We start from the raw sequence: 24820 nt of genomic DNA on the forward strand, positions 1-24820 counted from the left end.
CCTACCCCTTGTTTCCCCGCTGGCCGCGACGGTTGCGATTGCGCCGCCAGACGCCGTCATCGGCCATCATGTCGGTGAGGAGGCCTTCCCTCAAGCCGCGATCGGCAACACGCATGCGCGGGCTCGGCCAGCGGCGGCGGATCGCCTCCAGAATGGCGCAGCCTGCAAGCACCAGATCGGCGCGATCCGGCCCGATGCAGGGGTTGGCGGCCCGGCTTTCGAAATTCCAGGAGAGAAGCTTCGCCTGCATGGCGGAAACTTCGTCATCCGACAGCCATATGCCATCGACCTTGCGGCGGTCGTAGCGCGGCAGGTCGAGATGCACGCCGGCAAGCGTCGTCACCGTGCCGGAGGTGCCGATCAGATGGAAATCGCCGTCCTCGCCAATCTCGATCTCCGGGCAATCGAAGTTCGAGAGCATGCCAGCGACCTCGCTTACCATGCCCTCGAAAACCTCCGGCGTCACATCGCGGCCGCCGTGGCGCTCCGAGAGCGTGACGACACCGACCGGCAGCGAGGTCCAGTGAGTGATGTGATTGGCAAGGCGGGCGAAGCGGTTATCGCCGATGCGGATGACGGCGATCTCCGAGGAGCCGCCGCCGATATCGAAGAGCACGACGGAACGCGTCTCGCGGCCGACCAGCGACGAGCAGCCGGACACGGCAAGTCGCGCTTCGGTTTCGCGATCGATGATTTCGAGGTCCAGCCCGGTTTCTGCCACGACGCGTTTCAGAAATTCCTCGCCATTTGCCGCCTGGCGGCAGGCCTCGGTCGCAATCAGCCGCATGCGGCGGATCTCGCGGCTCCGAAGCTTGGAGGCGCAAATCCTGAGCGCATCGACAGCCCGCTCCATCGCTTCGTCGGACAGCCTGCCGCTGGCGGCGAGCCCTTCGCCGAGGCGCACGATACGGGAAAACGCATCGACGACGCGGAACTGGCCGGGGCGCGTGGGCTGAGCGATCAGCAGGCGGCAATTGTTGGTGCCGAGATCAAGCGCCGCGTAGAGCTCATCCGGCCAAGGATGTTCGCCCCCTGCCCGCTCCACTTCAGGACCTGGCTGCCGGCTCCTGCGATTTGCAGCTTCGGCGTCGTGGACCTCGCGCGGCGAAGGCCGCGCAGGAGCGTCAGCGCGATGCTCGGGTTTCGCAGACGGCGGCGCCTGCACAGGGGCGAGCGGCCTGCCCTGCAGACCACGCTTGCTGCGATGCTTGCGGCGGTTGCGGCGGCTGGAGGGCGAATCGCCATCCGGCCGTGTTCCACCATGACTGTGCGTGACGATCTGAACAAAGGCTTGGGGCTGAGCGGCGATATCGGGTTGAGATGCGCCACGCCCGCCACGACGGCGGCGTTTCCGCTTACGGGCGGGGCTTTCCGTGTCTTCCTTCGGGCGCGCTGTCTCGCCGGCATGGCCGGAAAGATCATGCGAAGCGGGCTGAGCGGCGTTGCGGGATTGCCCGCCACGCTTGCCCTTGCGGCGCCTGGACTTCTTGCCGTCCTTGCGCCCTGCCGCCGACGCCCCGTCAAATTGCGGCCTTGCGCCGCCTTCGGGGTCTTCCACGTTCGTTTTCCATCGCGCCGCGCAAGTCCTGAAAGGTATGCAGCAGGCGCTCATTCGATTTTTGCGTTGGCGCGAAGATATCAGCGACCGGCGAAATCACCAAATTCTTTTTGATTCTGGATTTTAGGCGCTCAATTTTCACGCGGATTGGAAGGTCGAATTTTTTCAGAACGGGTATTTGCAATCCGCCAGCTTTTGTTTATAAGCGCCGCACACCAGCCGAGCCAACTTGGGTTCGCAGCTGCTGGGGAATAGTTCAATGGTAGAACAGCGGACTCTGACTCCGTCGATCTTGGTTCGAATCCAGGTTCCCCAGCCACTTTCTCAAAGGTCTCTAGTTCCTGATATTCACTCTGCCAGATACCGTTTTCGTATCTTGGCGAACTGATACCCGAATTCTATCCACAAGCTGTGGAGAAGGATCGAATGCTCACTCGGCTTCATCTCATTTGTGGATTTTCAACAGCCAAGAGCGTCGCAATCGACGATCGGGCGGTCGTTTCGGCAATCGCCCGCCCATCGACAGCGATTAGAGCGGCCCTGAATCAATCGTGCTCGTAAAGCCCCGTTCGTCCTGATATCGGCGTCGAGATCACCACGAACCGCTGGGCGTGATCGGTGTGATACCCGAATTCGTAAGCGCGGCCATTCGCGGGCAAATTTCGTAAGAGAGATTATATAACATAATCATTAACTTAGCTGCCGCGCTCACGAACTTACGAAATTACCGCCTATCTCCAACTCTCATTGGAGAGCCAACAGCCGCTGGAATACCGGCTGTCTCTCCATCTGAGTTTCACCATTATCTTCGTAAGTCCGTAAGCGAAGCGCTAAATCTTTGAAACCATTTCTGAATTCGCTTACGAAGTTTATGTATGCAATCGTAAGCGCCGTAAGCAATTCTGCCGGTCGGCAAAAGGGCTCAGCGACGTTTTCACATGGTCGGGGACCGAAGCTTGTGGGAAACGCTGCCGTATTTCAGAGAGGTCGCCGGCGCGGTCAGAACCGTCGATTCCGGAGATTTCCTGCGCTCGCTGCAATCATCCTCGCCGATCCAGAGAGCCGCGCAGTGAGATGGACGATTTCGAGCCGTTCCCAGCCCGCATTCAGAGTCCTCCCCGGTAGCAAAACTTCAACCTTCCATCGCTAGAATCGCGCTGCCCCTGGAGACGGTTCGAGCCATGAAGATCTTTTCTGCATTATTGCTGACAGCACTTCTCATTCCGGCGACAGCGCAGAGCGAAGCGGCGTCGGGCGAGACGGAATGGATGGGCGAAGCGCGGCAGTGGTCGGTCGGGTTCGTCGGTGAGAAGCCGTCCTATTGCCGGCTTGTCTGGAACGATGAGCTCGGCAAGACGGCTGAATTCCGCCAAAGCCTCCGCAGCGTCATGTGGCTCGTCTCGAAGGATGGCTGGGATATCCCCAAGGGCACGACGACCAAGGTGACGCTCGTCGGCTATTCCGGCACCAAGGCCGTATCGGCCGAATTCTTCGACAGCAAGACGCTTCGTATCCTGACAGCCAGCGACAAGACCGGCGTCGCGCAGATCAAGAAGATCCTCAAGAATTCCTTTATCGGCACGCCCGATATGGAACTGGATTTTGCCGGAAATGAAGGATCATGGGTGGTGCCGCTGTCGCGGCTCCAGCAGATGTATACGACCTACGTCAACTGCCTGAACCGCCTCGTTCCCGCCAACCAGATCAGCCCGGTGTCCGACAAGACCCAGCCGTTCTAGGGCCTTTGGCTCCGCGCGATTGCGAACGTAACTGCTGAACGCTTTTGGGCGACATGCTTTCAAACCACCTATCTGCGGCGCCACGTCGCAGCGAAGCGCCACAAATTTGGCCAGCGTCACAGTGATCGTCCGTCCTGCCCGCCGCGCTTGCCTACGCGGGCAGTTGGATAGTGTTCTTCCAGTTCAGGAGGTCATTGTGCAAAACCTTCGTATCGCATTCCTGATGGGCGCCGCTGTCATCGCCGCCGCAGAACTTGCCGGCCCGGCTGCGGCCGAGACGATCGCCCACAAATCCGCCAATACCCACGTGCTCGTGGTGCGCCTGCCGGATGGTTCCATTGAACAAATTCGCTATGCCGGCGAGCGGCCGCCGCAGGTCCGCATCGACGGTCAACCGGAGCCTGGTCTCTTCGATCCCTTCTGGCCTTCGGCACCCTTTGCCGATCTCGACCGCATATCCGCCGCCATCGATCGCGAGGCTGCCGCCGTGCTGCAGCAGGCCGGCAGCATGATGCTGGCATCACCGGGCAATCTGACGACGATCGGTCTCGGCGAGCTGCCGGCCGGAGTGCGGGGATATTCCATGGTCTCGACCATCTCCGGCAACGGCGTCTGCACCCGCAGCGTCCGCTACTTCAGCACCGGCAACGGCAAGCCGCATGTCGAGAGCAACACGTAAGGCAATTGCGCTCCCGGCAAGGCAGCGAGTGCGCCGGTTCCGGCCAAGACGCCGCGGCCGGTCGTCAAGCCGAAACCATCTGGCGTCATCGAGGTGAACGCCCAACCAAAGGTTCCCAACGCGTCACAGGCAGATCTTCGGCTTGCGAGCGCAGATTGAGGCTCGTAGCCTCCGTCACGCCTAGGGCATTTCCGTTTTTCTTCGAATCACGAAAATGTCCTAGCTCTTTGTTCACGCAATTCCGGGCGCAAAACCGCTGCACACTTTTGCTGGAATTGCTCTAGACGGAAATCTTGCCCCTGATGGCGTCGGCGATCTCCGTCATGCGGTCGACAGGGGCGTGGCCGATCAGCATGAAGGCATGGCTGGCGCTTGACCAGTAGACGACATTCATGCCCTTGCGGCCCTCGATGTCAGGAGCCCTGAGGCCGGCATCGGAGGCGACGATGCAGAGCGCCATGGGGCCGGTCTTGGGATCGAGATAAGCGATCTGGGCGAGCGGCTTGCCATCATATTGCAGGATCTGAGCGCGTTTGAAATCGACATCCGGCAGGGCGACCTGCTCCGGCGTAAGTTGCAGGCCGAGGTTACCGTCCAGACTGGCGAGCTGCGCTGCCTGCACGTCTCTCGCCGGAACGGGACCGGCGAGCGTCTCCGGCGTATAGAGCGAGATATATTCGGCAACGACGGCGCGCCATTCGCTGTTTTCATCCCTGCCCGAAAAACTTGCTCCGACACCGATCACGGCGCGGTCGACGGCGATGCCGGCAACAACCGAAGCGGCAAGCGCGCCGAGAAAACCTCGACGGCTGACGAAGGCAGCCGGCCTCGCGGGCTCTGCTGCGGGAATGGCTGAGAGCATGGATTCGAGCTTTGCCTGCGGAGCGACATCGAGCAGCGGCGCAAAGGCTTGCCTGTAAGGCAGGCTCGCACGCGCCAGGAATTCCAGCCGTTCGGCGACAACCTCGTCGGCCTCAACAAGCGCTTCGATGCGGGCAGCCTCTTCGGGCCCAAGTTCACCATCGATGAAGGCGGTCAGTTCCTCGTCGGAGGGCATTTTATGCTTCGTGCTCATTCGAATCCCCCTGCCGATACAGCCTCGGAGAGCTTCGCGCGGGCAGCTGCCAGCCGGCTCATCACGGTGCCGATCGGAACATCCAGTATGGCAGCGACCTCGCGATAGGAAAGTCCTTCGACATAGGCGAGGAAAACCGCCGATCGCTGCGCCTCCGGCAGCGCGTTCACCTGTTTCAAAACCTGGTTTGCCATGACATGCGTTTCGGTATCGCGGGCGCCGTCGAAGGTGAGCGTCTCGCCGGCATCGACGAAGCCCTGCCCCTGGCGGACGCGGCGGGCGCGGATCTCGTTCAGCCAGATCGAATGCAGGATCGAAAACAGCCAGCGATCGAGCCGTGTCCCGGCGACAAACTGATCTGCCCGCTCCAGCGCGCGAACACAGGTCGCCTGCACGAGATCATCGGCCACATCGCGCTGATGCGAAAGAACGAGGCCATAGCGCCACAGACGGGAAAGATGCTCCGTCAGGCCGCTCCTGATATCCACTTCGCTCGCGATGGCCGCCTCCGCGCATACTGATTGTTTGGGAACCGCCGGCTGGGTGGGCGATTCCGTTCTGGCGCGACTATAGGCAGGAAATGTGGTGTGTGCGACCGACATCCGGAAATAGCCTTCAATCAACCTTGCCTCTCTCCTGCCTTGGTGCAACTTTGCTTTACGCAATTCGGGACGCAAAACCGCTGCACACTTTTGCTGAAATTGCTTTAGATCTTCGACGGATCAAGAATGGCGGCGTTGAGGTCCTGATATTCCTCGCAGCCCGTGCCGCAGATTGCCTTGATGGTCGTCAACTGCTCCTTGGCAAGGTCGAGCTGACCCTTGATGACATAGGCTTCGCCGAGATATTCGCGGACCTTGGCATATTGCGGATCGAGCTTCACCGACTGCAGATAGTAGGAAATACCTTCATCCGTGCGGCCGAGTTTGCGGGTGGCGTAACCGCGATAATTCAGCCATTCGGCATTGTTCTGATCCTTGACGGTGTCGAGCATGGCGAGCGCTTCGTCATAACGGCCGGCCTTGGCGAGCGAGTAGGCGTAATCGGTGCGGTTCTCGTCCGTTACGTTGGCGCTCTGCTGCTTGACGCATTTCTTTGCCTTCTTGTCGTAGATCTCGCCCTTCTTGCAGGTCGGCATGGTGCTGCTGTCGTCGCCGATCGCGAAGACGGGGCCGGAGAAGACAGACGCGGCAATGCAGCCGCCGAGCAGGAGGGAAGCAATGCGGACAGTCTTAATCGTCATGGGATAACTCCTCGAAAAATGACGTTGCGAGGAATGAACACCGCTGCATCAAGCTTTATTCGGTCGCCTTTTCAATTTTTCTGGTCACGGCTTCGTGAAAGGCGCCGCGTCGAATAAACTCTGCAGCCAGCGTGTTTTCCGCGTGTTCCGCCGGGAATGACAAGGAGAATATTGTGACTCAATCCGTCAGACTCTTAAGTCTCGTCACCGCCGTGCCTGAACATGTCATCCCTCAGAGCCAGGCTGCCGAGGCTTCCGCGCGCCTGTTTGCCCATCGCTTCAAGGAATTCCGCCACCTCGCACCCGTCTTCGAGAATGCCGGCATCGAAAAGCGTCATGCCGCCCGTCCCCTTTCCTGGTTTGAAGAGATGCATGGCTGGCAGGACCGGATGGAGGCCTATGAGGAGGTCGCGGCTTCCCTGTTCGTCCAGGCGGCAAGGCGCGCGCTCGATCAGGCCAGGCTGACGGCGGATCAGATCGACTGCGTCGTAACGGTTTCCTCGACGGGCATCACCACGCCGAGCCTCGATGCGCGGCTTGCGGGCCTGCTAGGGTTTCGTGCGGATATCGAGCGCGTCCCCGTCTTCGGACTTGGCTGCGCTGCCGGCGTTTCCGGCTTCGGCATCGCCTCGCAGCTGGCGCGCAGCCGGCCGGGCGCGGTGGTGCTCTTCGTTACCCTCGAGCTTTGCACATTGGCCTTCCGGCTCGATGAATTGACCAAACCGAACATTATCGCCACCGCCCTCTTTGGCGACGGGGCTGCTGCCTGCGTGCTGCGATCAGGCGAAGGCGGTCTGGCGGAGGTGGAATCTGCCGGCGATCACCTGTTTCCGGATACGCTCGATATCATGGGCTGGAAGATCGACGACACCGGCTTCGGTATCCTGCTGGCGCAATCGCTGCCGCCCTTCGCGGAAAAGGAGCTTGGCCCGGCAATCGACGGGATTCTGGCGCGCGCCGGCCTCAAGCGCAGCGATATCGACCGTTTCATCTGCCACCCCGGCGGCATGAAGGTGGTGGCGGCGATGGAGAGTGCGCTTTGCATGGCGCCCGATACCCTCGACATCGAACGATCGGTGCTTGCCGAATACGGCAATATGTCCTCGCCGACAGTGCTCTTCGTTCTGGAGCGCGCCATCAGCAGAGGCCTGCCAGACCGGGCGGCGATGATCGCCATGGGGCCGGGATTTACGGCGAGCTGCGTGACATTGCGGAGGGTCGCATGATGTGGCCTTCCATCGTTCTGCTCACCTTCGTGACCGCCCAGCGGCTCTCCGAACTGGTCATCGCGCGCCGCAACACGATGGCGCTCTTTGCGAAAGGCGCACGCGAAATCGCGGCCAGTCATTACCCCTACATCGTGGCGCTCCACACCGGCTGGCTCGTGGGGCTTTGGGTGCTGGCGACGGGGCAGCCGATCCAGCTTTTCTGGTCCGGGTTTTTCATGGCTCTGCAGGTGCTGCGGCTATGGGTGCTGGTGACGCTTGGGGAGCGCTGGACGACGCGCATCATTATCCTGCCCGGTGCGCCGCTCATAGAAGGCGGTCCCTACCGCTTCTTCAAACATCCGAACTATATGATCGTCATCGGCGAGATCGCAGCCCTGCCCCTTGCATTCGGCATGCCGCTCTACGCGCTGGTCTTTTCGCTCCTCAATGCCGCCGTCCTGACGGTCCGCATCCGGGCTGAAAATGCGGCACTGAAAAGCGCAATGATTTTGAAATGAAATGTGATTTTTCGTTTGCGCTGCAGCATTGAGATGGGCATTTTAGGCCTCAAAATACAGCGGAATGCAGGGGAAAATGACGAAAAACGCAATCGTGCTCGGCGCCGGTATCGTCGGGGTTTCGACAGCCATCCATCTTCAACGCCGCGGTCGGCAGGTGACCCTCATCGACCGCAAGGAGCCGGGTAACGAAACCTCCTTCGGCAATGCCGGCCTGATCCAGCGCGAAGGCGTCATGCCCTACGGTTTTCCCCAGCAGCTCGGCCTGTTGCTGCGCTATGCGCTGAACAACCGGATCGATGCGCATTATCACCTGAAGGCATTGCCGAGCCAGCTCGCCTTCCTCGCCCGCTACTGGTGGAATTCCAATCCGAAGCGGCATGAGATGATCACCAAGGCCTATGCGCCGCTGATCGAGAATTCGATCACCGAGCACAAGGACTTGATCGAGGCCTCGCATGCCGAAGCGCTGATCCGCAGGGATGGCTGGATGAAGATCTTTCGCACCGAGGCCAAACGCGACGAGGCCTTCGTGGAAGCTGCCGCCTGGAAGGATCAGTTCGGTGTCAGCTACGAGAGCCTGACATCTGCCGATATCGCCCGTCTTGAGCCGAGCATTACAGGGAATTTCGTCGGCGGTTTGCGCTGGATCGATCCCTGGTCGGTTCTCGATCCGCATGCGCTGACACGCGCCTATCGCAGTTACTTCGAAAGCCTTGGCGGCCGGTTCGTGAGCGGGGATGCGGCATCGCTCGGGCAGGCCGGCTCGGGCTGGAAGATCATGACGTCGGAGGGGTCCCTCGAGGCCGATGATGCCGTGCTGGCGCTCGGCCCCTGGGCGGCGGTCGCCACCCGCCGGTTCGGCTATTCCTTCCCGCTCGGCGTCAAGCGCGGCTACCACATGCATTATGGCGTGCAGGGCAATGCTGTGCTCAACAACTGGACTCTCGATTCCGAGCGCGGCTATTTCCTGGCGCCGATGAACAAGGGCGTGCGCCTGACGACGGGCGCGGAATTCGCAACGCTGGAGGCGCCGAAGACGCCGGTGCAACTCGACCGGGCCGAAGCCGTGGCGCGCACGATATTCCCGCTGGGCGAGAGACTGGATCCGGAACCGTGGATGGGTGCCCGGCCCTGCACGCCTGACATGATGCCGATCATCGGCAAGGCGCCGCGCCATCAGGGCCTGTGGTTTGCCTTCGGCCATGCCCATCACGGGCTGACGCTCGGGCCGGTGACGGGACGCGTGCTGGCGGAACTGATGACCGGAGAGACGCCGTTCATCAATATCTCGGCCTATTCGCCCAATCGGTTCAACCCGTAATGCCGAGGGCGGCGAGAGCCTTCAGGGCTTTCGCCGCGATATCGTTGATTGTGTCCTTGATATCGACGGTGACGACACCGGGCTCGCCGGTCGGCACTTCCAGCGTCTGCAGCTGGCTTTCCAAGAGCGAGGTCGGCATGAAATGGCCCTTGCGGTGCGCCATGCGGTCCGTCAGCAGCTCTTTCGAGCCTTCGAGATAGACGAAATAGAGGTTGCCGCCCGCTGCCGCCCGCAAGCGGTCGCGGTAGATCCGCTTCAGCGCCGAGCAGGAGACGATGATGCCTTCGCCTTTGGCAAGCGATGCCTTCATCGTCTCGCCGATGCGGTCGAGCCAGGGCATCCGGTCCTCGTCGGTCAGCGGAATGCCCTTCGACATTTTCTCGACGTTGGAAGCGGGATGAAGGGCATCGCCCTCGACGAACGGCAGGCCGAGGCCCGCCGCTATCTTTTCGCCGATCGAAGATTTGCCGGAACCGCTCACTCCCATGACGATGATTGCATGGAGGCTTCCGTTATTCTCGGTCATCGCTCATCTCGCTCATCGTTTTAGCGTGAGATATCTGCGGCCTTACCCGGCTGCAGAGACGGCGGCGGCCTTGCGTGCAAGACGTGCCTTGATCGTATCGACATCCGCCCGCGGGGTCGCTGCAAACAGGGTCTTGGTATAGTTATGCTGCGGATCGTTGAAAACCTGCTCCCGCGTGCCGTATTCGACCGCCTCGCCGAAATACATCACCATAACCTCGTCTGCCATATAGCGAACAACCGAGAGGTCGTGGCTGATGAAGACATAGGTCAGGTTCAACTCGTCCTGCAGGTCCGCGAGAAGGTTGAGCACCTGGGCCTGTACAGACAGGTCGAGTGCGGAGACCGGTTCGTCGAGAACCAGAAGCCGTGGGTTCAGCATCAGCGCGCGGGCAATGGCGACACGCTGGCGCTGGCCGCCCGAGAACATGTGCGGAAAGCGGTTGAAATGAACGTCCTGCAGGCCGACCTTTCTCAGCATCGCCATTGCCAGGTCGCGCCGCTCGGAAGCCGGCGTGTTGGTGTTGATGATCAGCGGTTCCATCAGGATATCGCCGATCTTCTTGCGCGGATTGAGCGATCCGTAGGGATTCTGGAAGACGATCTGGACCTTTCGGCGGATTTCCGGCGTCAGATCGCCCTTGAAGATATCGACCTTCTTGCCGTCGATGAAGAGTTCGCCCGACGTGGCGGGATCGATCATCGTCACGATGCGGGCAAGCGTCGACTTGCCGCAGCCGCTTTCGCCGACGATCGCAAGCGTCTTCCCCTGCTCCACGCTGAAGCTCACGCCCTTGACGGCATGAACCGTCCTCGCCTTCTTGAAGAGGCCACCCGGCAGGTAATAGTCGCGGACGATGTTCTTTCCTTCGAGAACTGGCGTCATCAGGCCGCTCCCTCCACAGTCTTATTCGGATTGAAAAGTTCGCCGATGGTCGGCAGACGGTCGCCGGTCGCATTATCAGGAAGGGCGGCGAGCAGTGCCCGCGTGTAATCGCTCTTCGGCGCTTCGAAGAGCGAGAGCACGTCGGCCTCTTCCATCTTGCGGCCCTTGTACTGGACGATCACCCGGTCGGCCGTTTCTGCGACCACGCCCATATTGTGGGTGATCATGATCAGGCCCATGCGATGTTCCGTCTGCAGGCGCATCAGCAGGTCGAGGATCTGCTTCTGGATGGTCACGTCGAGAGCGGTGGTCGGCTCGTCGGCGATCAGGAGCTTCGGGTTGCAGGCAATCGCGATGGCGATCATGACGCGCTGGCACTGACCGCCCGACATCTGGTGCGGGAAATGGCCAAGCCGCTCGGCGGGATCGGGAATGCCGACCGCCTGGAACAACTCGATTGCGCGCTTGCGCCGCGCCGCCTTGTCCAGACCGAGGTGAATTCTCAGCACCTCTTCGATCTGGAAGCCGACGGTGAAGCAGGGATTGAGGCTGGCGATCGGCTCCTGGAAGATCATCGACATATCCTTGCCGATGATCTCGCGCCGCTTGGCGCCGGACATGCCGAGCAGGTTCTGGCCGTCAAAGACCATCTTGTCGGCCGTCACCTTTGCCGTCCAGGGCAGAAGGCCCATGGCGGCCAGCATCGAGACCGACTTGCCGGAGCCGGATTCCCCGACGATCGCCAGGACTTCACCGGCATCGACCTTCAGCGAAACGCCGTCGACGGCGCGGAAAGGGCCGGTCGAGGTCTGGAATTCGACGACGAGATTTTCAATTTCGAGAAGCGCCATCTCAGGACCTCTTCATCTTGGGGTCGAGCGCATCACGCAGGCCGTCGCCCATCAGATTGATGGCAAGAACCGTGATCAGGATGGCAAGACCCGGAAATGTAACGACCCACCAGGCGCGCGATATGAATTCGCGGGCTTCGGCAAGCATCGTGCCCCATTCGGGTGTCGGCGGCTGTGCGCCCTGGCCGAGGAAGCCGAGGGCGGCTGCATCCAGGATCGCGGCAGAGAAGGCGAGCGTTGCCTGTACGATCAGCGGTCCCAGGCAATTCGGCAGGATCGTCTTGAACATCAGCCGGAAGGTGCCGGCACCGGCGACGCGGGACGCCACCACATATTCCTTTTCACGCTCGCTCATGACGGCGGCACGCGTCAGGCGCACGAAATGCGGCTGGTTGACGATCGAGATGGCGATCATGGCGTTGAGCAGGCCGGGACCGAGCACTGCGACGAGGACGAGGGCCAGAAGCAGCGACGGGAAAGCCAGGATGATATCCATGAGGCGCATGATGACGATATCGACACGGCCACGGAAATAACCGGCGACGAGGCCGATCAAGACGCCCGCAACCACCGACAGCGTGACGACCACGACACCGATGAACAGCGAGAAACGGGCACCGAAGATCAGACGCGAGAGAATATCGCGGCCGACAGCATCCGTTCCGAGCGGATAGGAGAAGCTGCCGCCATCCATCCAGAAGGGGACGGAAAGCAGAAGCTCGCGGTTCTGCTCGGTCGGCGCGTGCGGCGAGACGAGCGGCGCAAAGATCGCCATGAGAAGAATGATGGCAAAGACGAAGAGGCCGATGACGGCGCCCTTGTTTCGCGAGAAGTAGTACCAGAATTCCGTGAGGGCGGAGGGCTGGTCGGATTTTGCAGTAACCGTGCTCATGGACCGCTCCTAGTGTCTGATACGCGGATTGATGAAGCCGTAGGCCAGGTCGACGATCAGGTTCACCAGCATGATGATGCCGGCGATCAACAGAAGACCGCCCTGGACGACTGCATAGTCGCGTTTGAAGACAGCATCGACCATCCACTTGCCGATACCCGGCCAGGAGAAGATCGTTTCGGTGAGAATGGCGCCTGCGAGCAGCACGCCGACCTGCAGGCCGATGGTGGTGACGACCGGGATCATGGCGTTTCTGAGCGCATGAACGCCGACGACGCGCAACGGTGCCAGGCCCTTGGAACGGGCGGTGCGCACATAATCCTCGCCCAGCACTTCGAGCATCGCCGAGCGGGTCTGGCGGGCAATAACCGCAAGCGGAATGGTGGCAAGCACCACGGTCGGCAGAATGAGATAGCTGACGGCCGAGGCGAACGCGCCCTTCTGGCCGGAGAGCAAACTGTCGATCAGCATGAAGCCGGTGACAGGTTTGAAGAAATACATCAGCGAGATGCGGCCGGAGACGGGCGTCCAGCCGAGATAGCCGGAGAAGAAGATGATGAGCAGCAGGCCCCACCAGAAGATCGGCATCGAATAGCCGATCAGGGCGACGCCCATCACGCTCTGATCGAACCAGGTTCCGCGCTTGACGGCAGCGAAGACGCCGGCCGGCACGCCGAGAAGGATTGCCACCAGGATGGCGCAGAGCGAAAGCTCAAGCGTTGCCGGGAAGAGCGTGAAGAATTCGCCGAGGACCGCACGTTTGGTGACGATCGAGGTACCGAGATCGCCGTGCAGCACTTTTCCGAGATAATCGAAATACTGCACATACATGGGCCGGTCGAAACCGAGATCGTGCATGATCTGGGCGTGACGTTCGGGTGCCATGGTTCGTTCGCCCGACAACAGCATGACGGGATCGCCGGGAAGCAGGCGGATGAACGAGAAGGCAATGAGCGAAACGCCGAGGAAGGTCGGTATCAGGACTGCGAGGCGCCCGATGAAAAATCGCAACATAGCAGGTTGTCCAATAGTTTCCGGCGGTCAGGTGGAACCTGACCGCCGGTCGAGCCCGGTTTCAGCCGGGCAGTTTATCATTTTTCTTATTCGGCGATATCAACGCCGTCGAAGCGGTGGATGCCGAGCGGATCCATATGGAAGCCAGACACCTTCTTGCTGACCGGAACGAAGACCAGCGAGTGGTCGAGCGGAGCCCAGGGAGCTTCCTTCTTGAAGATTTCCTGTGCTTCTTCGTAGAACTTCGTGCGGGCAGCAACGTCAGCCGTTTCCTTGGCCTTCGTCATCAGCGCGTCGTAGTCCTTGTTGCACCACTGAGCGCGGTTGTTGCCGCCGACAGCGTCGCAGCCGAGCAGCGTGTCCATGAAGTTGTCAGGGTCACCGTTGTCGCCGGTCCAGCCGAGGATGACGGCGCCATCGCGCTTCACATCGGAGGAGAGCTTCAGGTATTCCGCCCATTCATGAGTGACGATCTCGACCTTGACGCCGACCTTGGCAAAGTCTGCCTGAATGAGTTCGGCAGCACGGCGAGCGTTCAGCATGTACGGGCGCGAAACCGGCATTGCCCAGACCTTCATGGAGAGGTCCTTGACGCCAGCGGCTGCGAGAGCCTTCTTGGCGCCTTCCGGATCGTACTTGTCGTCTTCGATCTTGTCGTTATAGGACCACATGGTCGGCGGGATCGGGTTCTTGGCAACCTGGGCAGCGCCCTGGAAGACGGCGTCGATGATCGCCTTCTTGTTGATCGCCATGTTCAGCGCGCGGCGGACTTCCGGCTTGTCGAACGGAGCCTGCTGGGTGTTGTAAGCGAGGAAGCCGACGTTCAGGCCAGCCTGTTCCATGACCGTGAGGTTCGGATCCTTCTTGAGTTCGGCAACGTCGGCAGCGTTCGGATACGGAACGAGGTGGCACTCGCCGGCCTTCAGCTTCTGGGCGCGGACAGCTGCATCAGGCGTGATCGCGAAGACGAGATCGTCGATCTTTTCCTTGCCCTTGAAGTAGGTCTCGTTGGCCTTGTAGCGGATGACGGCATCCGTCTGATAGGCAACGAAGGTGAACGGGCCGGTACCGAGCGGCTGCTGGTTCAGCTGGGCCATCTTGCCGTCAGCGGCGAGCTTGTCGGCATATTCCTTGGAAACGATGGAGGCGAAGTCCATGGCGAGGTCGGCCAAGAACGGCGCTTCCGGATTGTTCAGCGTGAACTTGACCGTCAGATCGTCAACCTTTTCGACCGACTTGATGAGTTCGGGGAAGCCCATGCCGGCAGCGTATTCGTAAGAACCGCCTTCGACATATTTGTTCCACGGGTTGTCGGACTTGATCTGGCGCTCGAAGGAGAAGACGACGTCGTCAGCGGTCAGATCGCGCGACGGAGTGAAGAAATCGGTCGTCTGGAACTTCACGCCGGGATGCAGCTTGAACGTATATTCCTTGCCGTCGGGAGAAACCGTCCAGCTGTCGGCAACGCCCGGCTCGATCTCTGTTCCGCCGTGCTTGAATTCAACGAGGCGGCTGTAGACCGTACGCGAAGAGGCGTCGAAGGTCGTGCCTGCCGTGTAGAGGCTCGGATCGAAGCCTTCCGGCGATCCTTCGGCGCAATAGACAAGCGTCTTGGAATACGCGGCGGTGGCCATGACCGAAGCCAGGGCTGTCGCTGCGAGCAGGACAGAGAATTTTTTCATGATATCGTTTCCCAGGTTTGTTCTTTTTTGATCTTTAGAGATCAGGCGCTCATTAGCCCGATCGGCGGGCCGATGGAACGATATTTATTTGCTGAAAGCAACGGCGTCCGCAGAAAATTTTTCCAGATAAGCAATTTTAGAAATTTTCGGTCAAAAATAGGCCAAAATTTGCAAGATTGAAGCACGTTCAACCGCGTTTTTGTCGCTTTTGGTACAATTTAGCGTCGCGGAAGGCGTTGAGAACGATTTCGACGGCTCTGATAATATCAACAATCCATGGGTGCAAATGAAAACCATGGCTGTCGAAAACGGCCGTGGTTCATGACGATATCAGAAATCCAAGTGTCAGGCAGCCGGTGCCGGAATGACGGGCTTGCGATAGTGCTGTTCGCCGGTGAGGCCGAGGAGGAAGTTGATCTGCGGCCGCGCCTTGACCAGATCGTCGATCGAATATTCGGTCAGCACGTCGAAGAAGGCATTCAGCGCCTTGCGCAGCGCCGAGTTGAGGCCGCAACTGTCGACCAGCGGGCATTCGATCGCGCCGTCTTCAAAGCATTCCGCCATGGCGAAGCTGTCTTCGGTGACCTTAACTACGTCGAAGAGACTGATATCGGTCGCCGGCTTGCCAAGGCGGACACCGCCATTGCGGCCGCGCACCGTCTCGACAAGGCCCGCCTTGTTCAGAGGCTGCAGAATCTTGAAGAGAAAGAGCTCGGAAACACCGTATGCCCTGGCAATCTCCGGAATCCGGCTCAAATGTCCTTCATTGGCTGCACAATACATCAACATGCGAACCGCATAGTTGGTCTGCTTCGTCAACCGCATGCCGATCTCCTGAATCTCTTTACAGAGCGTATATAGTGGCTTTCGCAGTTTTGAACAATTCCAAAATATGAAATTCACATTCACGTTTCCCGCGACTGCTCGCCGCAGCGTTTCCAAACGAAAACAGGCCCTTCTCGGGCCTGTTTCCAGATGACGAAAGATAAGTTTGATCACTTCATCGTCGGCATGACGAATTCGGCACCGCTCTTGATGCCTGACGGCCAGCGGGCGGTAACGGTCTTGGTCCTGGTCCAGAACTTGATCGAATCCGTGCCATGCTGATTCAGGTCGCCGAAGCTCGAGGCCTTCCAGCCGCCGAAGGAGTGATAAGCGAGCGGAACCGGGATCGGAACATTGATGCCGATCATGCCGATATTGATGCGGGAGGCGAAGTCGCGGGCGGCGTCGCCGTCACGGGTGTAGATCGCGACGCCGTTGCCGTATTCATGCTTCATCGGCAGGTCGAGGGCTTCTTCGTAGTTCTTGGCACGAACGACGGAGAGAACCGGTCCGAAGATTTCCGTCTTGTAGATGTCCATGTCCGGTGTGACGTTGTCGAACAGCGTACCGCCGACGAAATAGCCGTTTTCATAACCCTGCAGCTTGAAGCCACGGCCGTCGACGACAAGCTTTGCACCTTCTTCTACGCCGCGGTCGATAAGGCCGTTGACGCGATTGTAGGCATCCCTGGTGACCAGCGGTCCCATGTCGGCCTTTTCATCGGTATAGGGGCCGATGCGCAGGGATTCGATCTTGGGCGTGAGTTTCTCGACGAGACGATTGGCGGTTTCCTCGCCGACGGGGACGGCAACGGAGATGGCCATGCAGCGCTCGCCAGCAGAACCGTAACCTGCGCCCATCAGCGCGTTGACAGCCTGGTCCATATCGGCGTCAGGCATGATGATCATGTGGTTCTTGGCGCCGCCGAAGCACTGGGCGCGTTTACCGTTCATCGCAGCCGTTCCATAGACGTAGCGGGCGATCGGCGTGGAGCCGACGAAGGAGACGGCGCCGATATCGGGATCGGTGAGGATCGCATCGACGGCCGTCTTGTCGCCGTTGACTACATTCAGGATGCCAGCGGGAAGACCGGCTTCGATCATCAGTTCGGCCAGGCGGATCGGAAGGGACGGATCACGCTCGGAGGGCTTCAGGATGAAGGCGTTGCCGCAGGCGATTGCCGGGGCAAACATCCACATCGGGATCATGCCCGGGAAGTTGAAAGGCGTGATGCCGGCGCCGATGCCGACGGGTTGGCGGATCGAATACATGTCGATCGCCGGGCCGGCGCCTTCCGTAAATTCACCCTTGGCAAGATGCGGAATGCCGCAGACGAATTCGCAGACTTCGAGGCCGCGGATGATATCGCCCTTGGAATCCTCAACCGTCTTGCCATGCTCGCTGGAAAGCAGCGTTGCGAGCTCATCCATATGCTGGTTCAGGAGTTCGACGAACTTGAAGAAGACGCGAGCGCGGCGCTGCGGGTTGGTGGCAGCCCATTTCGGCTGCGCAGTCTTGGCATTTTCGACGGCGGCGCGCAGTTCCTCGACGCTTGCAAGCGCGACCTTTGCCTGCACTTCACCGGTCGCCGGGTTGAAGACATCGCTGGTGCGGCCGCTGGTGCCGGCGACGTTCTTGCCGCCGATGAAATGACCAATCTCACGCATGGGTGTTCCTCCTGATCTTTTGATGGGCGCATCAATCGCACTTCAATTTGCACAAATCAATGCGCTGTAATAAGCAACCACTGTGCGCATATTATAGTTCTACTGCTGTGAACGGTGCTCCTTCTCCAAACTTGGCACGGTACACGGACAAGTCAAAGGGAGGGTCAAACGGATGAGCGGGAAACCTATCGCCAGAATAGCGGAACTGGAGATCGAGCCAGGCTCGATCGAAGCCTATCGCGCGCCAGGCATGGTGACAGCGCTGACGCTCATAGACGTCGATCCCATCGCGATGCATTCCTGGCCATGAACTGGGATGACGTGCGCATTTTCCTTGCCGTCGCCCGCGCCGGACAGATCCTTGCCGCATCGAAACGGCTGGGGCTCAATCACGCCACGCTCTCGCGCAGACTGACCTCGCTGGAGGAGGCGCTGAAAACGCGGCTTTTCATACGCCGGACGAATGGCTGCGAGCTGTCCGCCGAAGGCGCAATCTTTCTTGCCTCCGCTGAGCGGATGGAAACGGAGATGCTTGCCGCGCAGGCCAATCTCGGACACACCGATACGGCAATTGCCGGAACGGTGCGGGTCGGCGCGCCCGACGGATTCGGCGTTTCCTTTCTTGCGCCGCGCATGGGCAGGCTGATCGAGCGTCATCCGGCACTGAAGATCCAGCTCGTGCCGGTGCCGCGCTCCTTCTCGCTGTCGCAGCGTGAAGCGGATATCGCCATCACGCTGGAACGGCCGGAACAGGGACGGCTCGTTTCCTCCAAACTGACCGACTATACGCTCGGCCTCTACGCCTCGCGGGACTATCTGGCGCAGCATGGAAAGCCCGAACATGTCGACGCCTTGAAGGCCCATCCGCGCATCGGCTACGTCGAAGACCTGATCTTTACTGCTTCCCTGAACTTCTCCGGAGAGGTGATGCGCAGCTGGGATGCGGGATTTGAGATCTCGACGGCGATCGGCCAGACGGAAGCCGTACGTTCCGGTGCCGGCATCGGCATCCTGCATGACTATATCGCCCGGCAATACCGGGAACTGGTTCGCATCCTGCCGCAGGTGTCCATTCGCCGTGCCTACTGGACGACTTATCACGAAAGCGCGCGTGATCTGGTGCGCGTGCGCAGCGTCATCGATTTCCTGCAGGAACTCGTCGACGAGGAGAGGCAGATCTTCCTCTAATACCCAGTTCGGAGATGTTTCGCCGGTTCCTCATTCTCATCGGGATTGGGAAGCGGCGTTTCATCGGGCAGGCGATCGGGCTCCGGCTCCTTGATCGGCGGTTCCGGCTTCCAGCCCGGCGAAGGCATCGGCGGCTGGTCGGGAATAGGTTCGTTGGGGACGGACATGGCCGGCTCCTTTACGATGACGATATCGGATTATTTTTCGGGCCTGACGGTTTCGCCAGCGCGCACGGGCATGCTGTCGATAATGGCGAAAAGTTCGCCGGAGCTGATCGGCTCGCTGGCCTTCAGCTTGATCGCTCCATCCTTACCGACCAGAAAGGCGGCAAATTCTCCTGTCTCAGGCGCTTCCAGCTCTTCTCGAAGCGCTTCACCGTTCAGCCCGTCGCCGCTTCCAAACAACGGTTTGATGCTCGATCCAACAAGCTTGAGAACAATCATATCCCGCTCATCAAGGGCGACCCGATCGGCAAGCAACTGATTTTCCTGACGGGCAGCGCGGGAATTATCCGCATCGGCAAACACAATGAAGACACGGTTCTTCCATTGGAACTGTTCGATGGTAGCAACCGCCGCATAGGCGGCGTTCGTCTCGTCGATCTTCGTTGCGCCGTAAAGAAGGGTCTTGGACATACACATACTCCCGTCACCGGTGAACGGTGCGGGAGGCGCAAGAGTTCCAACCATGTCTGATAAAGGGCACGACGGCCGATCAGAAAATGCTGATCGGCCCTGTCGCACAGTCAAATATGCAGAAAAGCAGAAATCGGAACCTGCAGGGCTGCTGCGATGCGCTTCAGCTTTGCCGGATCGGCACTTTCGCCGTTTTCGATTTCGAGGATTTCCCCATTGGCCAGACCGCAGGTAACTGCGAGATCTTCGATGCTGTAGCCAACCGCACTGCGTGCGTCCCGAACCGCAGCTGCCACGTCAATCGGGGAAACAGCGGTCGATTCCTCTATATTCTGAACAGAAATGGACATCAAATTCTCCTTAATGCCTCGGTGGACTGTCCCTACCCCCAGGCGGCAAGCCGCCAGCATTTCGCAATGCAGCGGAAAGATTGGGCAATTGCTGCATCGCACCGCACATAAATAGGTAAACCAATGTTAACGGCAATAGCAAAATGCGAGGAGGCATCATTTTGACGACAAAAAGCGCCGATGCCGTGCATTTCCGAACAGGAAGACCAACTTATGGGAGAGAATGGTACGGTTGGGGGGTCTCGAACCTCCGACCTCAGGTGCCACAAACCTGCGCTCTAACCAACTGAGCTACAACCGCACATGCCGCGCTCGACGCGACGGGGGTCACATACGAGGACTTGAACTTTAATTCAAGCCCCGATTTGCCCTCAATATACAAAAAGGCCGAACACACGGTCCAGCCTTTATTGCATATGGATGGTCGATCAAGCAGCCTTGAAGGATGCCATGACCTTTTCAGCGGCTTCCTTGGAGGGCTTTGCAACCTTTTCGGCAACCTGCTTGGTGGTTTCCTGCAGCGACTTCGCCTGCTCGATGGTGATCTCAGCCTGCTTGCGCAGGAAAGAGGTCTGCAGCTCGAAGAATTCGGCAACGGACTTGACGCCGAGCAGCGCTTCCATGTGCGACAGCGAGCTTTCAGCATTGATGCGGAGCGCGTCGACTGCCTTGAGGCCGATTTCAACGCTGCCGGCCTGCGCGGTCTGCACCGTTGCTTCCAGCGTCTTGCTGGCTTCTTCGCCTGCAGACTTCAGCTTGGCATAGGCTTCCTTCGACTGCTGAGCCCCCTTTTCGGCGAAGTCGCGGAAGGACTCGGCCAGCTTGCTCGGGTCAAAAGAGGCAATTGAAAAAACGTCGTCGGTCTTTATGGTAGCCATCGGATAGCGTCCTTTAAGATGGGCAAAGCTCGTGCCCGTGATAAATTGGATAAATCTTATATACAGCATTTAATTGTGCATTGCAACATCATTGTGCGGCGCACAATACGTTAACCTTCCCGGCCGAAAGCTCCCCGCTCTTCTGGACCGGTCGCAGACCTGCAGTTATTAATAAGCAGTTAATTCTAAGAGGCCGAAAGCGACAGGTTCGATCATGCCCGCAGTCCAGTATCCGTTCATCGATATTGCCGTTCATGAGCGGGTTCGTGAACGATTTTCGCGTGGCGAAGCCATGGTTTTGTTCTCCGGCGACCTTTCCCGCTTGCTGTGGGCAAACGGCGCGGGTGCTGAGCTTTTTGGCCATACTGCTGTCTATGATCTGCTCGATCAGGGCGTCAGCCGCGCCGACATCACCTTCCGCCAACTCGAGGCGACTGCCCGTCAGCTTGGTGAAATCGGCGACCAGAAAACCTTTGTCATTCGTATCGCCAAGGGCTTCCAGCGCGTTCAGGCCCCGGCATCATCGGAGCTCATCCGCCTCGCATCGGGTGAGAAAGCGATCCTGTTTTCCGTTCCGGTTTCAACGCGGCCGCTGACGGCAGGCGCAAGCGCTGCGCAGATGCTACAGGGCCTCGATGACCCGGATACGCATATGGCTGTGATCGGGGCCGAGGGCGAAGTCATTGCCGCTTCGCCAGGTTTCGCCTTGCTCGGCATCACACAGCAGGCGGCAAGAACGCTCATCGCGCTTGCCGGCGCTCATCCTGACCGGCTGGTGAAGCGCCCGGTTGCGACCGGCCGTGGCCACTTGCCGGCTGCCGTCGGTAAACTCAACGACGAGCCCGCACTGTACCTTCTCTTCGCCGTCGAAACGTCGATCGGTCATCTCGATCCGATCGAGCCCTCCGCCAAGGCCGAAGAGCCTGCGCCGCAGGAAATTACGTCAGAAGACGCCGCAGCGGATGAAATCGCCGGTGTCATCGCGCCTATGGCCAGCTTTACCGAGGCCGAAGTGATCGACGCCGTCTCCGGTATCGAAGAGGTCGAGGAGACGCTGGAGGACATTACGGGGGAGCCCGAGGAACCGGTCCAAATGAACGAGCCGGTCGAAGTCGAGGCCCAGTTCGAACCGTCGGCACATGAAAGCATTTCCGAGCCCGAAACAGCCGCAGCAGACTCCGGTGAGCACCCGGCGGATCAGCCGAACGAAGCTTTGACCTCGGCGGAAGGAATCTTAGAGACAAGCGCGGAGGCTCCGGTGGTCGAGCAGGCTGAGCCTGCCACTTCCGTCGCCGAAAACTTCGCAGCAGCACCCGTTGTACCCGAGGAGCTCGCAGCGGCGGCGAAGAGCAGCTTCGTCTTTAAGCCGAACAGCCGCGCCACCCGATTCGTTTGGAAGATCGATGCGGAAGGCCGCTTCAGCGAAGTTTCGCATGAATTTGCCGAGTCCGTCGGCCCGCATGCGAGCAATATCGTCGGCAGCGCTTTCTCGGACGTTGCCGCCCTCTTCAACCTCGATCCGGAATCAAAGCTCTCCGAAGCCTTAGCGCGACGCGACACCTGGTCAGGCAAGACGATTTACTGGCCGATCGAAGGCACGAGCCTGGTCGTGCCTGTCGATCTCGCCGCCCTGCCGACCTATACGCGCAACCGCGACTTCGATGGCTTCCGCGGCTTCGGCGTCGTGCGCCTGTCGGACGCCCAGGAAGATCCATTGGCGCTCGGGCTGACGCTCGGGCCCGACGGCATTGGTCATGATGCCGCCTATCGTGGCCCGGTCGATGAAACCGCGCCGGAAGCGGCTGAACTGCCGAAAGAGCAGTCTGAAGAAATTGCCGAAGCTGCGCCGCAGGCCGAAGATGCAATGAATCCAGAGCCTAATGTCGAAGAGGACACTGGATCTGAAGTGGAAGCCGCGACAGAGGCAACCAACCCGGAAGAGACGGCAGCAGCAGAACCTGTCGCCGAGGAACAATCCGCCGCTGAGCCTGATGCTGCCGAACAGCGGGAGGAGCCACCGGTGCTGCGCCTTTCCGAAACGCCGAGCCGCCGTTTCACCGACAAGGTCGTGCAATTGCACAGTGCCAGCAACGGCCTGACGGCTGCCGAGCAGGCGAATTTCCGCGAGATCGCCAAGCGCCTCGAAGCCTTCGGCGCGCGCAGCGAAGAGCCGGTCGCAGCCCCTCAGCCGGAACCTGATGTCGAACAGGCAGCGACAGTCGAAGATGTCGTTGCTGAAACTTCCGCCGTCGAGCAGACCGCGCCTCAGGAAGCAATCTACGAAGCCGCAGCAGAACCGCTGCCGGAAGAGGCTGCTGCCGAGGCCGAGGAGATTCCCGCGGACGAAGCCGAAGACGACGTGACCGAAGGTCTACAGGAGACCGTCAGCCAGATCGAGGTTCTGACCAGCTTCATTCCGCCGCGCGTGAAGATGACGGACGGACTTTCGGCTGCGACCGTCGATCTGCTGCCTGTTGCCGTGTTGATCCATGCCGGCGATCAGCTGATCCATGGCAATCCGGAATTCCTGCGGCTGACAGGCTACGATTCCGTCGAAGCCCTCTCCGAAGTTGGCGGCATCGATGCATTGCTGCAGCGCCACGACCTCGAAAACGGTGCAGGCACGATGATGCTCGTCAAAGCCGATGACAGGCTGGTGCCGGTCACGGCCCGTCTGCAATCGGTTCGCTGGGAAGATTCCAACGCCCTGATGCTGGCGCTGATGCCGGTCGAAAACCGGGAAGAAAGCAAAGGCGAGGTTATCCGCCTCGATCAGCGCTCCGACCGCATGGTGGAGAAGGTTGCCAAGCTGCAGGTCGAAGTGGAGGAACTGCGCTCGATCCTGGAGACGGCAACCGACGGCGTCGTCGTCATCGGCACGGAAGGCGATATCCGCTCGATGAACCGCTCGGCAAGCGCCCTCTTCAACTATGACGAACAGGAAACGCGCGGCAAACCCTTCGCGATGCTGTTTGCCCATGAGAGCCAGAGGGCGGTGCTCGACTATCTGCACGGGCTTTCCGGCCACGGTGTTGCAAGCGTGCTGAACGACGGACGCGAGGTGATCGGCCGCGAGGCCGCCGGCGGTTTCGTACCGCTGTTCATGACCATGGGTCGCCTTACCTCATCCAACGGCTATTGCGCCGTCATCCGTGACATCACCCAGTGGAAGCGCACGGAAGAGGAGTTGCGCAATGCCAAGGGTGCGGCCGAAACCGCCAATGCTCACAAGACGGATTTCCTTGCGCGCGTCAGCCATGAGATCCGCACGCCGCTCAACGCCATCATCGGCTTTTCCGACATGATGGCGAGCGAACGCTTCGGGCCGATCGGCCATCCACGCTATATCGAATACGCAAACGACATCGGCCGTTCCGGCCGGCATGTTCTCGACATCGTCAACGACCTGCTCGATATTTCCAAGATCGAGGCGGGCGAGATGGATCTCGACTTCGCCTCCGTCGGCCTCAACGAAGCAATCTCGGAAGCGGTGGCCCTGGTGCAGCCGCAGGCAAACAGCCAGCGGGTCATCATCCGCACTGCCCTTTCGCAGTCGGTGCCCGATGTTGTGGCCGACCTGCGTTCGATCAAGCAGATCGCGCTGAACATCCTGTCGAACGCTATCCGCTTCACACCGTCGGGCGGGCAGATCGTCGTTTCCACCTCCTATGAGGCGAACGGAAGCGTGGCGATGCGGGTGCGGGATACCGGCATCGGCATGACACGCAGCGAACTCGACCAGGCGATGAAGCCATTCCGCCAGGTATCATCCACGCAGTCACGCCATCGCGGCGATGGCACCGGTCTCGGCCTGCCGCTGACTAAAGCAATGGTCGATGCCAACAGAGCAATTTTCTCGATCAATTCTGCGCCGAACGAAGGCACGCTGGTGGAAATCACCTTCCCGTCGCAGCGTGTGCTGGCAGGCTAAGCACTTATTTTCGCGCGTTCCGGACGCAAAACCGCTCTAACTTTGCTGGAATTATTCGCCAAAGAAAAGGCAGCCAATGGCTGCCTTCGAGAGTTGGTGCTGGTAAAACAAGAGCTTAGACGATCAACGTCATGTTTCGGGAACCGCAGTTC

At 59.9% G+C, this 24820-nt stretch carries 24 protein-coding genes and 2 tRNA genes; 9 read left to right on the forward strand and 17 right to left on the reverse strand.

The genetic code is table 11. The annotated features are described in order from the left end of the window. Position 1: 1 nt before the first annotated feature. Entirely contained in the window at positions 2 to 1558 is a 1557-nt protein-coding gene (locus JNB85_RS04455) for a Ppx/GppA phosphatase family protein (protein ID WP_220333200.1), read from the reverse strand. A gap of 245 nt (positions 1559 to 1803) precedes the next feature. Here JNB85_RS04455 and JNB85_RS04460 point away from each other — a divergent pair. The 3 genes from JNB85_RS04460 (at position 1804) to JNB85_RS04470 (ending at position 3976) form a co-directional block, all read left to right on the forward strand. After that, a tRNA-Gln gene (locus JNB85_RS04460) sits at positions 1804 to 1877 on the forward strand. An 862-nt stretch (positions 1878 to 2739) separates the two neighbouring features. Continuing rightward, positions 2740 to 3297: a hypothetical protein gene (locus JNB85_RS04465; RefSeq protein ID WP_220333201.1), complete on the forward strand. Its 558-nt coding sequence runs from the start codon at positions 2740 to 2742 to the stop codon at positions 3295 to 3297. Between the two features lie 196 nt (positions 3298 to 3493). Beyond that, a complete protein-coding gene (locus tag JNB85_RS04470; protein ID WP_220333202.1) occupies positions 3494 to 3976 on the forward strand; it encodes a hypothetical protein in 483 nt (160 codons plus the stop codon). 280 nt (positions 3977 to 4256) lie between these two features. Here the strand turns inward: JNB85_RS04470 and JNB85_RS04475 are convergent, their stop codons facing one another. The 3 genes from JNB85_RS04475 to JNB85_RS04485 form a co-directional block, all read right to left on the reverse strand. Continuing rightward, positions 4257 to 5051, reverse strand: coding sequence for an anti-sigma factor family protein (locus tag JNB85_RS04475; protein ID WP_220333203.1), 795 nt, complete (start codon positions 5049 to 5051; stop codon positions 4257 to 4259). Next, a complete protein-coding gene (locus JNB85_RS04480; protein WP_220333204.1) occupies positions 5048 to 5653 on the reverse strand; it encodes an RNA polymerase sigma factor in 606 nt (201 codons plus the stop codon). Before JNB85_RS04480 ends, JNB85_RS04475 begins: the two co-directional genes overlap by 4 nt. A 104-nt stretch (positions 5654 to 5757) precedes the next feature. Further along, positions 5758 to 6294, reverse strand: coding sequence for a tetratricopeptide repeat protein (locus JNB85_RS04485; protein ID WP_220333205.1), 537 nt, complete (start codon positions 6292 to 6294; stop codon positions 5758 to 5760). Positions 6295 to 6467: 173 nt separating this feature from the next. Here JNB85_RS04485 and JNB85_RS04490 point away from each other — a divergent pair, with 173 nt between their 5' ends. The 3 genes from JNB85_RS04490 to JNB85_RS04500 all read left to right on the forward strand — a co-directional run bounded on the left by JNB85_RS04490 (position 6468) and on the right by JNB85_RS04500 (position 9344). Further along, a complete protein-coding gene (locus JNB85_RS04490) occupies positions 6468 to 7520 on the forward strand; it encodes a type III polyketide synthase (protein ID WP_220333206.1) in 1053 nt (350 codons plus the stop codon). Next, entirely contained in the window at positions 7517 to 8020 is a 504-nt protein-coding gene (locus JNB85_RS04495; RefSeq protein WP_220333207.1) for an isoprenylcysteine carboxyl methyltransferase family protein, read from the forward strand. Before JNB85_RS04490 ends, JNB85_RS04495 begins: the two co-directional genes overlap by 4 nt. 76 nt (positions 8021 to 8096) lie before the next feature. After that, positions 8097 to 9344 carry an NAD(P)/FAD-dependent oxidoreductase gene (locus JNB85_RS04500; protein WP_220333208.1) on the forward strand — a complete coding sequence of 416 codons (1248 nt, stop codon included), beginning with the start codon at positions 8097 to 8099 and terminating at the stop codon, positions 9342 to 9344. On the opposite strand, the gene JNB85_RS04505 is transcribed toward JNB85_RS04500, so the two are convergent. From JNB85_RS04505 to JNB85_RS04540, 8 genes are all read right to left on the reverse strand, one after another. Next, positions 9334 to 9870: a gluconokinase gene (locus tag JNB85_RS04505; protein WP_220333209.1), complete on the reverse strand. Its 537-nt coding sequence runs from the start codon at positions 9868 to 9870 to the stop codon at positions 9334 to 9336. The genes JNB85_RS04500 and JNB85_RS04505 overlap by 11 nt on opposite strands. A 42-nt stretch (positions 9871 to 9912) precedes the next feature. Beyond that, on the reverse strand, positions 9913 to 10755 hold the full coding sequence (locus JNB85_RS04510; protein ID WP_220333210.1) for a dipeptide ABC transporter ATP-binding protein: 843 nt from the start codon (positions 10753 to 10755) through the stop codon (positions 9913 to 9915). Continuing rightward, on the reverse strand, positions 10755 to 11606 hold the full coding sequence (locus JNB85_RS04515; RefSeq protein ID WP_183749032.1) for an ABC transporter ATP-binding protein: 852 nt from the start codon (positions 11604 to 11606) through the stop codon (positions 10755 to 10757). Before JNB85_RS04515 ends, JNB85_RS04510 begins: the two co-directional genes overlap by 1 nt. Position 11607: 1 nt before the next feature. Then, positions 11608 to 12498 (reverse strand): ABC transporter permease subunit, encoded by an 891-nt coding sequence (locus tag JNB85_RS04520; RefSeq protein ID WP_183749031.1) that lies wholly within the window; start codon positions 12496 to 12498, stop codon positions 11608 to 11610. Between the two features lie 9 nt (positions 12499 to 12507). Beyond that, entirely contained in the window at positions 12508 to 13512 is a 1005-nt protein-coding gene (locus tag JNB85_RS04525; RefSeq protein WP_183749030.1) for an ABC transporter permease subunit, read from the reverse strand. A gap of 86 nt (positions 13513 to 13598) precedes the next feature. After that, on the reverse strand, positions 13599 to 15194 hold the full coding sequence (locus JNB85_RS04530) for an ABC transporter substrate-binding protein (protein WP_220333211.1): 1596 nt from the start codon (positions 15192 to 15194) through the stop codon (positions 13599 to 13601). A 345-nt stretch (positions 15195 to 15539) separates the two neighbouring features. Beyond that, on the reverse strand, positions 15540 to 16019 hold the full coding sequence (gene rirA / locus JNB85_RS04535) for an iron-responsive transcriptional regulator RirA (protein WP_220333212.1): 480 nt from the start codon (positions 16017 to 16019) through the stop codon (positions 15540 to 15542). Between the two features lie 170 nt (positions 16020 to 16189). After that, on the reverse strand, positions 16190 to 17686 hold the full coding sequence (locus tag JNB85_RS04540; protein WP_220333213.1) for a CoA-acylating methylmalonate-semialdehyde dehydrogenase: 1497 nt from the start codon (positions 17684 to 17686) through the stop codon (positions 16190 to 16192). A 172-nt stretch (positions 17687 to 17858) separates the two neighbouring features. On the opposite strand from JNB85_RS04540, the gene JNB85_RS04545 reads away from it, so the two are divergent. After that, positions 17859 to 17996, forward strand: a complete 138-nt coding sequence (locus JNB85_RS04545; protein WP_220333214.1) for a hypothetical protein — start codon at positions 17859 to 17861, stop codon at positions 17994 to 17996. After that, positions 17993 to 18874, forward strand: a complete 882-nt coding sequence (locus tag JNB85_RS04550) for a LysR family transcriptional regulator (protein WP_220333215.1) — start codon at positions 17993 to 17995, stop codon at positions 18872 to 18874. Before JNB85_RS04545 ends, JNB85_RS04550 begins: the two co-directional genes overlap by 4 nt. On the opposite strand, the gene JNB85_RS04555 is transcribed toward JNB85_RS04550, so the two are convergent. The 5 genes from JNB85_RS04555 to JNB85_RS04575 form a co-directional block, all read right to left on the reverse strand. Beyond that, positions 18871 to 19041, reverse strand: coding sequence for a hypothetical protein (locus JNB85_RS04555; RefSeq protein WP_183749024.1), 171 nt, complete (start codon positions 19039 to 19041; stop codon positions 18871 to 18873). The two genes, JNB85_RS04550 and JNB85_RS04555, sit on opposite strands and share 4 nt — an antisense overlap. A 30-nt stretch (positions 19042 to 19071) precedes the next feature. Continuing rightward, a complete protein-coding gene (locus tag JNB85_RS04560) occupies positions 19072 to 19509 on the reverse strand; it encodes a DUF4174 domain-containing protein (RefSeq protein WP_220333216.1) in 438 nt (145 codons plus the stop codon). A 110-nt stretch (positions 19510 to 19619) separates the two neighbouring features. Then, entirely contained in the window at positions 19620 to 19859 is a 240-nt protein-coding gene (locus JNB85_RS04565; protein ID WP_183749023.1) for a helix-turn-helix domain-containing protein, read from the reverse strand. A gap of 224 nt (positions 19860 to 20083) precedes the next feature. After that, positions 20084 to 20160, reverse strand: a tRNA-His gene (locus JNB85_RS04570). 127 nt (positions 20161 to 20287) lie between these two features. Further along, the gene (locus JNB85_RS04575; protein WP_183749022.1) at positions 20288 to 20737 is read right to left on the reverse strand and encodes a phasin; all 450 of its coding nucleotides are present in this window, start codon (positions 20735 to 20737) and stop codon (positions 20288 to 20290) included. Positions 20738 to 20951: 214 nt separating this feature from the next. Between JNB85_RS04575 and JNB85_RS04580 the strand changes: the two genes are divergently transcribed. Next, positions 20952 to 24668, forward strand: a complete 3717-nt coding sequence (locus tag JNB85_RS04580; RefSeq protein WP_220333217.1) for an ATP-binding protein — start codon at positions 20952 to 20954, stop codon at positions 24666 to 24668. Positions 24669 to 24820 lie beyond the last annotated feature (152 nt).

Origin of the sequence: Rhizobium mesosinicum (assembly GCF_019511345.1) — a bacterium.
GTDB lineage: Bacteria > Pseudomonadota > Alphaproteobacteria > Rhizobiales > Rhizobiaceae > Rhizobium > Rhizobium mesosinicum.

Bases quoted from the DNA above. Each gene is read 5' to 3' on its own strand.
- JNB85_RS04465 (WP_220333201.1), top strand. From the start codon at position 2,740: ATGAAGATCTTTTCTGCATTATTGCTGACAGCACTTCTCATTCCGGCG.
- JNB85_RS04475 (WP_220333203.1), bottom strand. From the start codon at position 5,051: ATGAGCACGAAGCATAAAATGCCCTCCGACGAGGAACTGACCGCCTTC.
- JNB85_RS04480 (WP_220333204.1), bottom strand. From the start codon at position 5,653: ATGTCGGTCGCACACACCACATTTCCTGCCTATAGTCGCGCCAGAACG.
- JNB85_RS04485 (WP_220333205.1), bottom strand. From the start codon at position 6,294: ATGACGATTAAGACTGTCCGCATTGCTTCCCTCCTGCTCGGCGGCTGC.
- JNB85_RS04495 (WP_220333207.1), top strand. From the start codon at position 7,517: ATGATGTGGCCTTCCATCGTTCTGCTCACCTTCGTGACCGCCCAGCGG.
- JNB85_RS04500 (WP_220333208.1), top strand. From the start codon at position 8,097: ATGACGAAAAACGCAATCGTGCTCGGCGCCGGTATCGTCGGGGTTTCG.
- JNB85_RS04505 (WP_220333209.1), bottom strand. From the start codon at position 9,870: ATGACCGAGAATAACGGAAGCCTCCATGCAATCATCGTCATGGGAGTG.
- JNB85_RS04510 (WP_220333210.1), bottom strand. From the start codon at position 10,755: ATGACGCCAGTTCTCGAAGGAAAGAACATCGTCCGCGACTATTACCTG.
- JNB85_RS04515 (WP_183749032.1), bottom strand. From the start codon at position 11,606: ATGGCGCTTCTCGAAATTGAAAATCTCGTCGTCGAATTCCAGACCTCG.
- JNB85_RS04520 (WP_183749031.1), bottom strand. From the start codon at position 12,498: ATGAGCACGGTTACTGCAAAATCCGACCAGCCCTCCGCCCTCACGGAA.
- JNB85_RS04525 (WP_183749030.1), bottom strand. From the start codon at position 13,512: ATGTTGCGATTTTTCATCGGGCGCCTCGCAGTCCTGATACCGACCTTC.
- JNB85_RS04530 (WP_220333211.1), bottom strand. From the start codon at position 15,194: ATGAAAAAATTCTCTGTCCTGCTCGCAGCGACAGCCCTGGCTTCGGTC.
- rirA (WP_220333212.1), bottom strand. From the start codon at position 16,019: ATGCGGTTGACGAAGCAGACCAACTATGCGGTTCGCATGTTGATGTAT.
- JNB85_RS04540 (WP_220333213.1), bottom strand. From the start codon at position 17,686: ATGCGTGAGATTGGTCATTTCATCGGCGGCAAGAACGTCGCCGGCACC.
- JNB85_RS04545 (WP_220333214.1), top strand. From the start codon at position 17,859: ATGAGCGGGAAACCTATCGCCAGAATAGCGGAACTGGAGATCGAGCCA.
- JNB85_RS04550 (WP_220333215.1), top strand. From the start codon at position 17,993: ATGAACTGGGATGACGTGCGCATTTTCCTTGCCGTCGCCCGCGCCGGA.
- JNB85_RS04555 (WP_183749024.1), bottom strand. From the start codon at position 19,041: ATGTCCGTCCCCAACGAACCTATTCCCGACCAGCCGCCGATGCCTTCG.
- JNB85_RS04560 (WP_220333216.1), bottom strand. From the start codon at position 19,509: ATGTCCAAGACCCTTCTTTACGGCGCAACGAAGATCGACGAGACGAAC.
- JNB85_RS04565 (WP_183749023.1), bottom strand. From the start codon at position 19,859: ATGTCCATTTCTGTTCAGAATATAGAGGAATCGACCGCTGTTTCCCCG.
- JNB85_RS04575 (WP_183749022.1), bottom strand. From the start codon at position 20,737: ATGGCTACCATAAAGACCGACGACGTTTTTTCAATTGCCTCTTTTGAC.
- JNB85_RS04580 (WP_220333217.1), top strand. From the start codon at position 20,952: ATGCCCGCAGTCCAGTATCCGTTCATCGATATTGCCGTTCATGAGCGG.